We start from the raw sequence: 14,211 nt of genomic DNA, 5'->3' as shown, positions 1-14,211 counted from the left end.
AGTCTGTTACGCTTTGAGGGGATTTGTATGATAAATTTTATTCTTAATTAATAAAAGAAATGTGTTTAGGTTATGCACTCTCTTTTTGGTGATGGTATCCTTGAAAAAATGACTCTGAAATGAGTGAGTGTTTTTTTATGCGAGTTTTATTATTGCCGAATTGCTTGGTATTATGGGTAAAAAAGAACTTTTTTTACGCATGGCTTTCAAAAAAATAAAGAGTTTTTTTCACTGAAACTGGTGTTTTGGCAGGGGGTGTTTTTTGCTGACCGATTGTTCAATTCAGCCACTATAATGCAGTTAAGAATGGGTATGTGTGTTGAAATTGATATCTGATAGGCGCAATCATTTTTAATACAGTTTAAAAGGATAAAATAGCGATTTGTGAATCTTCATACGGTGGTTTTACATAGGGCTTACAATATTTAATGATCGGTTTGAGAAGAAGGTGAAGCTTATCGTTTATTGTAGCGCGCAAAGAAGTATGGTGATGCAGATGTAAGCTGGTGAACTATGAAGATAAAAGCTTACTTTCTATGATTGAGTTGAGATGCAAGTCAGTGAATTAAAAAGGAATGACTGTATATATTAAATCATCTTTATTCAGTCTTTGTTGTTATAATTTTTTTGTATCATTTCAGAATGAGTTAATTAATATATGTTATATAAAAGGAAAAGTTTATGAATTTGAAAAAAAAGATATTGAAAGGAAGCAGTTCCTTTGTTTCTGCTCTGGTTGCTATGGGTGTGTTTTTGCAACAAGCTCCAGCGAAAACACCTGTTGATACGCTTGTAATAGCTTGGGATATTGACGCAATCAGTACATTTGATCCTGCACAAATTAATGAAGTCATTCCAGATGAAATTATTCTCAATGTTTGTGATAATTTGGTTAGTGCTTCTCGAGATGATGCAGCGAAAGTGGTGCCATCTTTGGCAAAAAGTTGGGATGTTGCAAGTGATGAACATAGTACAACGTTTACTTTTCATTTACGTGATAATTTGAAGTTTAACGATGGTCGTTCTGCTAATGCCAATGATCTTGTTTGGAGTATGAAGCGGGTTGTCAAATTGAACATGGCTAATGCTGCGATATTTAATGATTATGGTATCACTGCCGAAACAGTTGATTCTGCTTTTCAAGCGCCAGATGAAAAAACTGTGGTAATAAAATTTGATAAGCCTTATCCAGAAGAACTCCTTTTTAATAATGTTATTGTCAGTCGTGCCACTGCTTTGCTTGATCGTGAAACTATTATGAAAAATGAACAAAATGGTGATTTGGGCAACCGATATTTAGCAAGTCATATTGCTTGTGTGGGACCTTATCAGTTAGAAAGTTGGCGCCCTGGAGAAGCCATTTTATTGCGTGCAAGCTCTCATTATTGGGGGCAGTCCCCTAAGATGAAGCGAATTCTCATTCGCCATGTTGCTGAGTCGGGAACGCAACGCTTATTGTTGCAAAAACACGATATTGATGTTGCACGTAATTTAACGCCTGAGGATTTAGCAGATCTTCAAGCAACAACAGATATTAAGGTTGAGAGAGTGTTGGTGCCGTCCATGATGTATTGGGGGTTCAACATGATGAATCCTATTTTTGCTAATGAAAAAGTACGTTTAGCGATGCGCTATCTTATTGACTATGAAGGTCTTGCAAAAACAACCCTAAAAGGGATTGCTATTCCACGTGCAAGCTTTCTTCCTCTTGGTACTTTGGGTGCTTTGGATGAAAAAGAAGGACAGCCTTTCAAAGTTGATTTTCAAAAAGCGAAGCAACTTTTAACTGAGGCAGGTTATCCAAATGGCTTTGAGGCAGATGTTATGGTAGGAGCATCCTCTCTTAATTTGCCGATCATGCAGTCTATCCAAGATAATGCGGCAAAAGTGGGTGTGCATCTAAAAATTGAACGCTTAGGAGGTGCGCAACTATTTTCAAAAATTTATGCACGTACTTTTGATACTGTTTTTGTTGGTTGGAATAATGATTCTGCGGATCCTCATACAATGGCTTTACGCCTTATTTACAACCCTGATAATCGATTGGAAGCTAAAAATACAGCTTATCCAAGTTGGCAGAAGGGATATTTTGATGCAAATATGAATCAGAAAGTTGAGGAAGCATTATTTGAAAAAAATCCTCAAAAGCGGGCAGAAATATATGCTGACTTGCAGCGTGAGCTTATGCAAAAAGGACCATATGCTTTTATTTTTCAAAAATATAGTGTTGTAGCTATGTCACCTGTTGTCAAAAAATGGGTTTGGAATAATGCACCCCGCATTTTTTATAATGCAATTGAGAAATAAACATATATTAAATGCTGTAATATAAGGTGAGGCGTAATTGTGACATAACTAATGCCTCTGCATGAAATGTGGTTTTAAACCGTTTAAGAGATAAATTGCAGGGGCACTAGTGTTTAATTTATTAAAGTGTGTTTAAGATGTAGACTAATAATTCAGGCTGATCGATATTTACAATTATAAGAAAGTTATATCATGAGAGAGGTTTCTATGGTGTTATGGGGCTATATCTCAATTTGTAAATTGATGCTTGAGAGTATGTTTTTGAAGGTTAGGTAAGAAAGTTTATTGTGCTGTTGAAAAGTGAAATAGAAAAATCAGAAATGCTTTGTTTATAAATTGTCTAAAAGATAAAATGAAATGTAAAAGTGGGGGGTAAAATGAAAAAGAAAAACGCATTAAAGAAGTTTTGTATTTTATTGGGAGTGATAAATCTTCTGAATGGATCTGTCGCGTCAGCTTCTAGTCCGTCATTTAAAGATATATTAGTGATGGCGTGGAATATTGATTCAATTAGCAGTTTTGATCCAGCGCAATCTCTTGAGAGTGTGACGAGTGAATTATTGCTGAATATGTGCAGTGCGTTAGTGGAATATGATAAATCTGCGTCTGCAAAAATTCGCCCTGCGATGGCTCAATCTTGGGATGTTTTGGATAACGGCGAAAGAATTGTTTTTCATCTTCGTGATGATTTAAAATTTAATGATGGAAGGGCGGCAACAGCACAAGATCTTGCTTGGTCGATGCGTCGTATTGTTAAATTAGGATTTAGTTATGCTCGGTTTTTGACTGATTATGGGTTTACCAAAGATAATATTGAAACAAGTATTCAGGCTCTGGATGACAAAACTCTGCAATTGAAATTGGATAAGCCTTATCCTGTTCAGCTTATACTGACTATGATTGGACAATCCTATTCTTCTGCTTTGCTTGATCGCAAGACAATTGAAGCCAATAGCGTTAATGGTGATATGGGCAATAAATATTTGGCTACGCATTCAGCTTGTGTTGGTCCTTATAAATTGGTGCGTTGGAACCCAGGGGAAAAAGTTATATTAGAGGCGGCTCAACATTATTGGGGAGAGGCGCCAAAAATACAGCAAATTATAATACAGCATGTAGCTGAATCTGCAAGTCAGAGATTGCTTTTGGAAAAAGGCGATGTAGATATAGCGCGTGATCTTTCTTCAGAAGACATTTTGGGAATTGAACAGCAAGATGGACCTGTTAAAGTTAATCGTGTTTTACGACCACAGTCTGTTTACTTATCGTTGAATAACAAAAATACAGTTTTTTCTCATGAAAAAGTGAGATTGGCATTTCGTTATTTGGTTGATTACGAAAATCTTGGCAAAACTGTTTTAAAGGGTGTTGCTATCCCACGTGCAAGTTATATGCCATTAGGTATTCCAGGGGCTTTAGATGAAAAAGAAGGACAGCCGTTTAAGTTAGATTTAGAAAAAGCAAAGCAGTTAATAAGTGAAGCTGGTTATCCTAATGGTTTTAAGGCTAACCTTTTGGTTGGCAGCCTTCCCTATATGTCACCTGTTGCACAATCTATTCAAGAGAATGCACGTAAAATTGGTGTTGAGCTTACAATTGAAAGAATGGCACAAAATCAATTATTGAGTCATGTTCGTAGTGGGAATTATGATACTGCAATTATGAGGTGGGGAAGTTCTGATCCTGATGGGCATCCTGTTTCATTAAATAGTGTTTTGAATCCTGATCCAACCTTTACAAAAAAGCACAGTATGTATTTGGCTTGGCGTGCTGGTTATTATGATGAAAATGCTAATAAAATGGTGATGGATGCATTATTTGAGCCAGATCAAAAGAAACGTATCGAGCAATATCGTGCTTTACAGCGTTATGCTCTTGAGCATGGTCCTATGGTTTACTTATTTCAGACATATTATACCGTTGGTATAGCACCTACAGTAAAAAATTGGGTTTGGAATAGTTTTAGGATTTACTACAATGATGTAGAAAAATATGCGCAGTCACATCAATAAAAGCAGTTTGTGGTGGATGTAGTCTATATTTTGTTTATAAAAAATCATATTTGAGAGGTGTTTGTTATGTTATGGGGCTATATCTCAATTTATAAATTAACGCTTGAGAATATGTTTTATGAAGGTTAGGTAGAAAAATTTATTGTGCTGTTAAAAAGTGAAATAGAAAAATCAGAAATGCTTCGTTTATAAATTGTCTAAAAGATAAAATGGAATGCAAAGTGGTGGATAAAATGAAAAAGAAAAGCGCATTAAAGAAGTTTTGTATTTTATTGGGAGTGATGAGTTTTCTGAATGGATCTGTTGCGTCAGCTTCTAGTCCGTCATTTAAAGATATATTAGTGATGGCGTGGAATATTGATTCAATTAGCAGTTTTGATCCAGCGCAATCTCTTGAGATTGTGACGAGTGAACTATTGATGAATATGTGCAGTGCGTTAGTGCAATATGATAAATCTGATGCTACGAAAATCCGTCCTGCGATGGCTCAATCTTGGGATGTTTTGGATAACGGCAAAAGAATTGTTTTTCACCTTCGTGATGATTTAAAATTTTATGATGGAAGGGCGGCAACGGCGCAAGATCTTGCTTGGTCGATGCGTCGTATTGTTAAATTAGGATTTAATTATGCTCAGTCTTTGATAAATTATGGGTTTACCAAAGATAATATTGAAACAAGTATTCAGGCTCTGGATGACAAAACTCTGCAATTGAAATTGGATAAGCCTTATCCTATCCAGCTTATATTGACTGTGATTGGACAGTCTTATGCTTCTGCTTTGCTTGATCGCAAGACAATTGAAGCCAATAGCGTTAATGGTGATATGGGCAATAAATATTTGGCTACGCATTCAGCTTGTGTTGGTCCTTATAAATTGGTGCGTTGGAACCCAGGGGAAAAAGTTATATTAGAGGCGGCTCAACATTATTGGGGAGAGGCGCCAAAAATACAGCAAATTATAATACAGCATGTAGCTGAATCTGCAAGTCAGAGATTGCTTTTGGAAAAAGGCGATGTAGATATAGCGCGTGATCTTTCTTCAGAAGACATTTTGGGAATTGAACAGCAAGATGGACCTGTTAAAGTTAATCGTGTTTTACGACCACAGTCTGTTTACTTATCGTTGAATAACAAAAATACAGTTTTTTCTCATGAAAAAGTGAGATTGGCATTTCGTTATTTGGTTGATTACGAAAATCTTGGCAAAACTGTTTTAAAGGGTGTTGCTATCCCACGTGCAAGTTATATGCCATTAGGTATTCCAGGGGCTTTAGATGAAAAAGAAGGACAGCCGTTTAAGTTAGATTTAGAAAAAGCAAAGCAGTTAATAAGTGAAGCTGGTTATCCTAATGGTTTTAAGGCTAACCTTTTGGTTGGCAGCCTTCCCTATATGTCACCTGTTGCACAATCTATTCAAGAGAATGCACGTAAAATTGGTGTTGAGCTTACAATTGAAAGAATGGCACAAAATCAATTATTGAGTCATGTTCGTAGTGGGAATTATGATACTGCAATTATGAGGTGGGGAAGTTCTGATCCTGATGGGCATCCTGTTTCATTAAATAGTGTTTTGAATCCTGATCCAACCTTTACAAAAAAGCACAGTATGTATTTGGCTTGGCGTGCTGGTTATTATGATGAAAATGCTAATAAAATGGTGATGGATGCATTATTTGAGCCAGATCAAAAGAAACGTATCGAGCAATATCGTGCTTTACAGCGTTATGCTCTTGAGCATGGTCCTATGGTTTACTTATTTCAGACATATTATACTGTTGGTATGGCACCTACAGTAAAAAATTGGGTTTGGAATAGTTTTAGGATTTACTACAGTGATGTAGAAAAATATGCGCAGTCACATGAATAAAACTGTGTAGAGCGCTTGGTTGTAATTTATTTACTGTGTGGCGGGGGAAAAGCGTCGCACTCACGTTTTATAAGTGTGTAGGATTTTACCAATATGACGTTATCATTGCCAGAAACTGATGGAGTAGTATCATCAAAGCAGAAAAATTTGCATTTATGGGCTTTTTTTTGCAAAGCATTTAAATTACTGATTTCGGTGTTTATTACTTTGCTTGGTTTGGTGACCATTACTTTTTTTATTGGTCACCTTCTTCCTCTAGATCCTGTTCTTGCTATTCTCGGTGATAATATCAGTCAAGAAGCTTATGATGCAATGTTTTATAAGTTGGGTCTTGATAAGCCGCTGATTGTTCAATATTGGAATTATCTTTATGATATATTTTTGTTTGACTTTGGAGATGCTTTAACTTCGGGACGTCCTGTCTTAAAGGATATTATGCGCGTATTTCCTGCAACATTAGAGCTTGCAACAGTTGCTGTCATTATTGCCACAAGTCTTGGGATCCCGCTTGGTGTCTTTGCAGCAATGTATCGTGATTCATTTATCGATTATTTTGTTCGTATTTTTACACTCCTTAGTTATTCAACGCCGACTTTTTGGCTTGGACTGATGGCGTTGCTGATATTTTACGCTAAGCTTGGCTGGATTGGTGGTCCAGGGCGAATTGATTTTATTTATGAATATTCTTTTGAAGCCAGAACAGGATTTTTCCTTTGGGATACTGCACGACAAGGACAGTGGGAAGCTTTTGGTAATGCTTTTGGACATATTATTATGCCTGCTTTAATTTTAGCTTCTGGTGCTATGGCTTATATTAGTCGTATGACTCGTGGGTTTATGATTGAGCAACTTAATCAAGAATATATTATTACTGCACGTGTTAAGGGGTTATCTTGGATGCGGACAGTTTGGTGTCATGCTTTTCGCAATGCGGCTGTTCAGATTATTACTGTTGTTGCGCTTTCGTATGCTTTTTTATTAGAAGGTGCTGTATTAACAGAGACAATTTTTGCATGGCCTGGTTTTGGGCGTTATATGACAAATGCTCTTTTGGCAGGAGACATGAATGCAGTTGTAGGTTGTACTTTGTTTGTAGGATGCATCTTTATCTTCATTAATTTATTTTCTGATTTACTTTATCGCATTTTTGATCCGAGGACACGTTGAATATGACAATAATTAATCATCATGAATCACAATCGGCATTTTCTTTGCGCAGTTGGTTAAATGAATCTGTTCCGCGTTCAATAGTTCAAGCAAATGCACAAAAAATTTATCACGCGGCGATCAAATTTTCTCATAATTTTTCGGCTGTGTTTGGTTTGATTATTATTTTTATTATTATCTTATGTGCTATTTTTGCTCCTTGGATTGCTACCCATGATTTTGTGAGCAATGATCTTGCACACCGATTGCAGCCGCCATCTATGTTGCACTATTTAGGGACAGATGAATTAGGGCGTGATATTTTTAGTCGACTAGTTTTTGGTGCGCGTATCACCCTTTATATAGTATTTCTTACCACAATTATTGTGGGGCCTATAGGGCTGATTGTTGGGACTGTATCTGGCTATATAGGGGGATGGGTTGATATTGTCCTCATGCGCATTGTTGATATTTTTCTAGCTTTTCCAGGTTTGATTTTAGCATTTGCTTTTTCAGCAGCTTTGGGACCAGGTATTGAGAATGCAGCTATTGCGATTTCAATTGCAGCGTGGCCGCCAATAGCGCGTTTAGCGCGTGCGGAAACTTTGACTATACGCTCCTCTGATTATGTTGCAGCAATTCATCTGCAAGGTGCATCATCTTGGCGAATTATTTTATTTCACGTTGCACCGATGTGTATTCCTTCAGTAGTTATACGGTTAACATTGAATATGTCTGGAATTGTTTTGACAGCTGCAGGTCTTGGTTTTTTAGGATTAGGTGCTCAACTTCCAAGTCCTGAATGGGGAGTAATGCTTTCGACGGGTCGTGAATTTATGATGACAAGTTGGTGGTTAGCAGCGATGCCAGGTTGTGCAATAGTATTTGCAAGTCTTGCTTTTAACCTTTTGGGTGATGGGCTTCGTGATATATTGGATCCGCGTAATGGATAAAAAATTATTAGATATAGAAAATTTACGTATTTCTTTTCCAACAATGCGTGGCATTACAGAAGTTGTGCGCGGCGTTAGTTTCTCCGTAGGAAAGGAAAAAATTGGAATTGTTGGCGAATCTGGGTCTGGAAAATCAATGACTGGACGGGCAATATTAAAGCTGAGCCCAAAAGCAGCAATCGTTAAAGCTAAAAAAATGCACTTTGATGGTGTCAATTTATTGACTGCGAGTGAAACACAGATGCGGACTATTCGTGGGAAGCGCATTTCAATGATTTTACAGGATCCCAAATATTCGCTTAATCCGCTAGTGCGAATTGGGGATCAGGTCATAGAGGCTTATCGTACACACTATCGTGTTTCAAAAGTGGAGGCGTGGGAAAAAACAGTTTCTATGTTAGAATCTGTTCATATTCGCAACCCTGAGCATGTTATGCGATTATTTCCTCATGAAATATCAGGAGGCATGGGGCAGCGAGTTATGATTGCTATGATGCTTATTCCTAAACCTGATTTAATTATTGCAGATGAGCCAACTTCTGCACTTGATGTTACTGTGAGGTCTCAGGTTTTATCGGTATTAGATGAGCTTGTAACAAAATCTGGAATGGGGCTTATTTTTATTAGTCATGATTTAAATATGATTGCTGATTTTTGTGATCGTGTTTTGGTGATGTATGCTGGTCGCATATTAGAGGAATTGCCTGCGTGCGATTTATCGCATGCGTGTCACCCTTATACCAAGGCTTTATTAAACAGTTTACCACGGCTTGATAAACCAGTTGATGTTTTGGCTGTTCCTGAGCGAGATCCCAATTGGCTACATGGTCCAACAATTGTTAATGGTGTTGAAGGAGTGTGCCATGACTAATTGTGAAAATATCATTGATGTTTCCAATTTATCTGTCACTTTTGGGCGTGGGCACAAGACGATAAAAGTTGTTAAAGATGTCAATTTCCATATTAAACGCGGTGAGGCTTATGGTTTAATCGGTGAGTCAGGGTGTGGAAAATCGACGATTTTAAATGCATTGGTAGGGCTTATTTCGCATTATAATGGAGAGTTCATTTTTGATGGCAAAAAAGTATTACAGAAAAAAAGCAAAGCTTTTTTACGTCGTATTCAAATAGTATTTCAAGATCCTTATGCTTCGCTTCATCCAAGAAAGATGGTGCATACTGTTCTTTCAGAATCGCTTGCAATTCACGGTATGGATAATCGAAAAGAGCGTGTATATAATATTTTAGATGCCGTTGGTTTAGATTCTTCATTTCTTTATCGTTACCCACATGAGTTATCTGGAGGACAGCGTCAGCGGATTGCTTTGGCACGGGCTTTGATTATTGAACCAGAGGTTTTGTTGCTGGATGAACCAACATCTGCGTTAGATGTGTCGGTACAAGCTGAAATTTTGAATTTGTTGAAATCATTGCGAGAAAAAAAGAAATTAACCTATTTGATGGTATCCCATGATCTTCCCGTCATTGCTCATATATGTGGACGTGTTGGCATTATGCATAAAGGAGTTATTCTTGAAGAGCTCAGCAATGATGATTTACGTAACTTGCATGCACAGCATGATTATACAAAGATGTTTTTTGAAGCGAGTATTGAGCCTATTTCTCATAAAGAAGAAAGGGTCTGATAGATGTTACAGAAAAGAGGGAAGTTTTTTCTGTTTTAGGCTTTTATCTTTGCAAGATAGATTTGTTCATTTTTTCTGATATTAAAAAATTTGATCAATGTAGATTTGCTGAAAGAAGTCGTTATTGTAGTATTTTTGACGTTGTGTAGCAATATTCGTTAAGTTAACGTATCTGCTATCCAGTGTAGATAATGCAAGCTTTTTCTTCTATTTTTCTTTCCATATACTCGGTGGTATATCAAAGCTTGTACTGAAACTTCTGAGTTTTGAATGAGAAGCTGCATCGTTTAAGTTAGTGAAAATTTTTTTATTTTTTAGCTGTAATTGACTTTGAATTATACATCAAGAGCACCATTGTTTGCCTTAATTATGCTATCCAGTTTTATAAATTTTCCAGTGGTTTCAAGACTTATGAGAAGATTTTAAACAAAGATTGAGTGGCTTTTGAGAATGGCTCAGCAATTTTTTTATGCGTGAGAAACTTTTCTCGAGAGTGCTCAAGCTGACATGGAGCAGGTAGGGGGGAAGATTTAGCCAATTAGATTGTGGATGGTTTTAGTGCTTCAGCAATGAAGATTCCTGAAAAACATTTGCTTGTGGAACTAGAGGATATGAGCCTTGATCTGATTTGCCATGAGCATGCAACTTCTGTTCTAGGGGATCGTGCTCAAGTGGGAGCTTTAGAAGGGTATTTAGAAGCCACCTTATCAGCGAATCTAGGGATTGCCCAATATGGTCATTTTTTGCCGCGTGGTTTGCGTGTTCTCCTGCCTGAATTTACAACGCGTGATAAGAAAAGCACGGTGAGGCGCTTATGGGATTAAGGTATACACGCCCTTTTATTGTGGTGAAAGTGGGTGACAAACCTGTTCATGAGGTTTTTTACCAGCGTCTTTTATCTGCCACCATCGTTGATCATGCAGGGAATGAATGTGATACATTCGAGGCAGAGTTTGATGATAGTGGCAATGATTTAGAGATTCCCCAAAGTAAAAGCGATCTACAGGTTAGCTTTGGTTATGAGGACAGCATCAGTGCTTTGATGGGATGTTTTATTGTCGAATCGGTTGTGAGCTCTGGTAGCAGTGACGGAGAAATTTTGCGCATCTGTGGCAAAAGTGCTTCCATGCGCAAAGAGATCAAAGAACAGACAAGTGAGCATTTTGATGCCCAAACCGTTGGGGATATTGTTGAGACATTAGCCAAACGCCATGGTTACCAAGCAAAAGTCAGTCCAGAGTTCTATGAGAAACCGTTGTCTTATGTTGTCCGTACGGATCAATCGGCTGTTGATTTTTTAACACGGCTTGCTGATCAGATGCAGGCACGTTTTTTAATCAAGGACAATAAGTTCTTATTTTTAGGGCGTGAGAGTTTACCAACCCTCGAAATCCATAAGCATCATTGCTCTCAATGGGAGTTCACCTTAGAGCCGCGAACGCAATATGGTGCGGTTGAAGCCAGTTATTTTGATCGTGCCAAGGGGCAGCAAGTACAGGTTAAGCATCAGACAAGCTTCACAGGTCCCACGCGGCGTTTGCGCAGTTGTTATACATGTAAGGAAGAGGCACTGGCAGCAGCTGCCTCAGAAGGGGATAGGCTTTGTCGTGCTGTTGGGAGTGGTTCGTTAACGCTGGAGGGCTGCCCAGAGATTATGGCAGATCAATCTCTTCTGCTGCGTGGGTTTCGTGGAGAGATTAACGGGCAATGGAGAGCTTCTACAGTTACCCATCGCTATGAAAAAGCTAGCAGATATGCAACAAAAATTATATTTTGAAGGGATTTTAAAAGCTTCAAAATTTTAGCAGTAACTTAAAAAATGCAGAAAAATAACACCCCATAATTCTTCTATAGGCTTCAATTCTTTAAATTATTTCCACGAACACAAAGACATTGCATTTTTTCTTGCTATTTGTTTTTACATCATATATGTGGCGATTATATGTCAAAATTATGGCATAATGGAATGATTATATCGGTAAAATATGTTTTTTTTGTGATAATATTTTATTGGGGACGTTTATGAAAAAATCATATCCAACACAAAGTTTTTTTAAGATAAGTTTATTGAAAACGACAATAGCTGCACTCTTATTGAGTGTATCCCCTGTTTTTATTATGAATATTGCGGTGGCAGGAGATCCTCCTGTGAAGCCTGACAGTTCCAGTACATCTGATTCTGAAGATAATCATGGTAATGCCGTTTTAAATAATAATATCGATGCTTGTGATACAGATAGTGCTGTTAATGGAGCTTATAGTCCAAGTTTTGGTGAAGCGATAACAGTCAGTACAACTCCTCAAGAAGAAATAGCTGTAGGTGCAATTCCTCAGTATACGGAGCAAATTGATAATAATGTTGCACCTAGGTATTTTAATACGGGCTTAACTCCAGCTACGAGAGAACCACATTGGTTATGGGAAGATCCTATTGGTATAGGAGATGGCGTGGTAGCGAAGGGCAATTTTGCTATCGCTATTGGTAATAACGCATTTGTTGATTTTGCTCAAAGTGGAATTGCTATTGGACGTTCAGCCATTGTTTCAAAGGCGGGGTCTGCAATTGCTTTTGGTGAGTATACACGGGTAACTGTTTTGGGAGGAGTTGCTTTGGGTGCAGATTCTCTCGCTAATATTGGTGATAAGCAAATAGGTTATGATCCTATAGCGGGCGCTATAATAGATAGAGATGATGATATTGCATGGAAAAGCACTGCAAGTGCTATTAGCATTGGCAATCTTGATAAAGGCATAACACGGCAGATTATAGGAGTGGCAGCAGGAACTGCAGATACTGATGCAGTAAATGTTGCACAGCTAAAAGCTTTAGGAGAGGCTGTAAAACAAAAAACTCAATATGTATCAGTAATTGAGAATCCTGGAAAACAGACTATTGCAATTGGCAAAAATTTAACGACAGCTGGTTCTTATACTGTTGCTGTAGGATTTTCTGCGCGAGCTACAGTTGATGATACAATTGCTATTGGTAGAGGTACATCTAGCACAGAAATCAATGCAATTGCTATTGGTTATAATGCAGCGGCATCTGTTCATGATGGAGTTGCTTTGGGTGCAAAGTCTGTTGCTAACTTTGGAGCGAGATGGGGTTACGATCCTATCTCAGATATGGTAACAAACAATAATAGTGCTGCATGGAAAAGCACTCTAGCTGCTATCAGTGTTGGCGATCCTAACCAAGATATAACACGGCAAATTATAGGAGTGGCAGCAGGAACTGCAGATACTGATGCAGTAAATGTTGCACAGCTAAAAGCTTTAAGAGACCTTGTAGTATCAGATAGTGCTCAAATTGCTGCATCTTATGCCATTCAGAATGTACAATATACTGATGTAGGGTCTGCTTTTACTGCTGTTGATCAATTTCTCACGGAGGCTTCTAATAAAATTTCTGATAATGTTGTGCAGTTAAAATCTTTAGAAGAGATTGTAAAACAAAAAACTCAATATGTATCAGTAATTGAGAATCCTGGAAAACAGACTATTGCAATTGGCAAAAATTTAACGACAGCTGGTTCTTATACTGTTGCTGTAGGATTTTCTGCGCGAGCTACAGTTGATGATGCAATTGCTATTGGTAGAGGTACATCTAGCACAGGAATCAATGCAATTGCTATTGGTTATAATGCAGCGGCATCTGTTCATGATGGAGTTGCTTTGGGTGCAAAATCTGTTGCTAATTTTGGAGCGAGATGGGGTTATGATCCTGTATTGGGTGCTGTAATCAACAGTAATAATCCTGCTGGACTTGCATGGAAAAGCACTACAGGTGCTATCAGTGTTGGCAATCTTGATAAGGGCATAACACGGCAGATTATAGGAGTGGCAGCAGGAACTGCAGATACTGATGCAGTAAATGTTGCACAGCTAAAAGCTTTAAGAGACTTTGTTGTGTCGGACATTTCTGGAATTACAGCTGAAGTTTCTGAGAGCTCGACAGAAGCGGTGAGTGGTTCACAATTTTATGCGACCAATAGTAAGTTAGACCAGATGCATATTAAATTGGGAGAAGCACAATCAGACATTTCTGAGGTTGCAGCGAATGCTTCGGGTTATTTTGGTGCTGGTGCGGATATGCTGAACGGTCAGTCTCCAACTTACGCGATCCAGAGTGCCAATTATATGAGTGTAGGCTCTGCTTTTACGGCAGTTGATCAATCTCTGACAGATATTTACGGTCGGATTTCGCATATATCGAGCAATGGTTTGGTAAAAAGTGCTGATGGTGTCATTAGCATTGGTGGCAAGAGCGATGGCAGAA

The 14,211-nt window shown here is 38.0% G+C and carries 8 protein-coding genes and 2 pseudogenes; all 10 read left to right on the top strand.

What is annotated here, in order from left to right:
• Nucleotides 1–681: 681 nt before the first annotated feature.
• The gene (locus V5N67_RS06035; RefSeq protein WP_332060996.1) at nt 682–2,307 is read left to right on the top strand and encodes an ABC transporter substrate-binding protein; all 1,626 of its coding nucleotides are present in this window, start codon (nt 682–684) and stop codon (nt 2,305–2,307) included.
• Between the two features lie 377 nt (nt 2,308–2,684).
• Complete coding sequence (locus V5N67_RS06030) at nt 2,685–4,319, top strand: ABC transporter substrate-binding protein (protein ID WP_332060995.1); 1,635 nt, start codon at nt 2,685–2,687, stop codon at nt 4,317–4,319.
• A gap of 233 nt (nt 4,320–4,552) precedes the next feature.
• Entirely contained in the window at nt 4,553–6,187 is a 1,635-nt protein-coding gene (locus V5N67_RS06025) for an ABC transporter substrate-binding protein (RefSeq protein ID WP_332060994.1), read from the top strand.
• A gap of 93 nt (nt 6,188–6,280) precedes the next feature.
• The gene (locus V5N67_RS06020; protein WP_332060993.1) at nt 6,281–7,354 is read left to right on the top strand and encodes an ABC transporter permease; all 1,074 of its coding nucleotides are present in this window, start codon (nt 6,281–6,283) and stop codon (nt 7,352–7,354) included.
• A gap of 2 nt (nt 7,355–7,356) precedes the next feature.
• A complete protein-coding gene (locus tag V5N67_RS06015; RefSeq protein ID WP_332060992.1) occupies nt 7,357–8,286 on the top strand; it encodes an ABC transporter permease in 930 nt (309 codons plus the stop codon).
• 79 nt (nt 8,287–8,365) lie between these two features.
• Nucleotides 8,366–9,157, top strand: a pseudogene (locus V5N67_RS06010) (ABC transporter ATP-binding protein); the annotation flags it as partial.
• A complete protein-coding gene (locus V5N67_RS06005; protein ID WP_332060990.1) occupies nt 9,150–9,932 on the top strand; it encodes an ABC transporter ATP-binding protein in 783 nt (260 codons plus the stop codon). The pseudogene V5N67_RS06010 and the gene V5N67_RS06005, both read left to right, overlap by 8 nt.
• Nucleotides 9,933–10,501: 569 nt before the next feature.
• A complete protein-coding gene (locus V5N67_RS06000) occupies nt 10,502–10,756 on the top strand; it encodes a tail protein X (RefSeq protein ID WP_332061022.1) in 255 nt (84 codons plus the stop codon).
• Nucleotides 10,747–11,709 carry a phage late control D family protein gene (locus tag V5N67_RS05995; RefSeq protein WP_332060989.1) on the top strand — a complete coding sequence of 321 codons (963 nt, stop codon included), beginning with the start codon at nt 10,747–10,749 and terminating at the stop codon, nt 11,707–11,709. Before V5N67_RS06000 ends, V5N67_RS05995 begins: the two co-directional genes overlap by 10 nt.
• Nucleotides 11,710–11,954: 245 nt before the next feature.
• A pseudogene (locus V5N67_RS05990) lies at nt 11,955–14,211 on the top strand (hypothetical protein); the annotation flags it as partial.

It is taken from the genome of Bartonella rhinolophi (assembly GCF_036576165.1).
Classification (GTDB): domain Bacteria; phylum Pseudomonadota; class Alphaproteobacteria; order Rhizobiales; family Rhizobiaceae; genus Bartonella.
The sequence above is the reverse complement of the archived record's forward strand: the minus strand, read 5'-3'. Positions and strand labels throughout refer to the sequence as shown.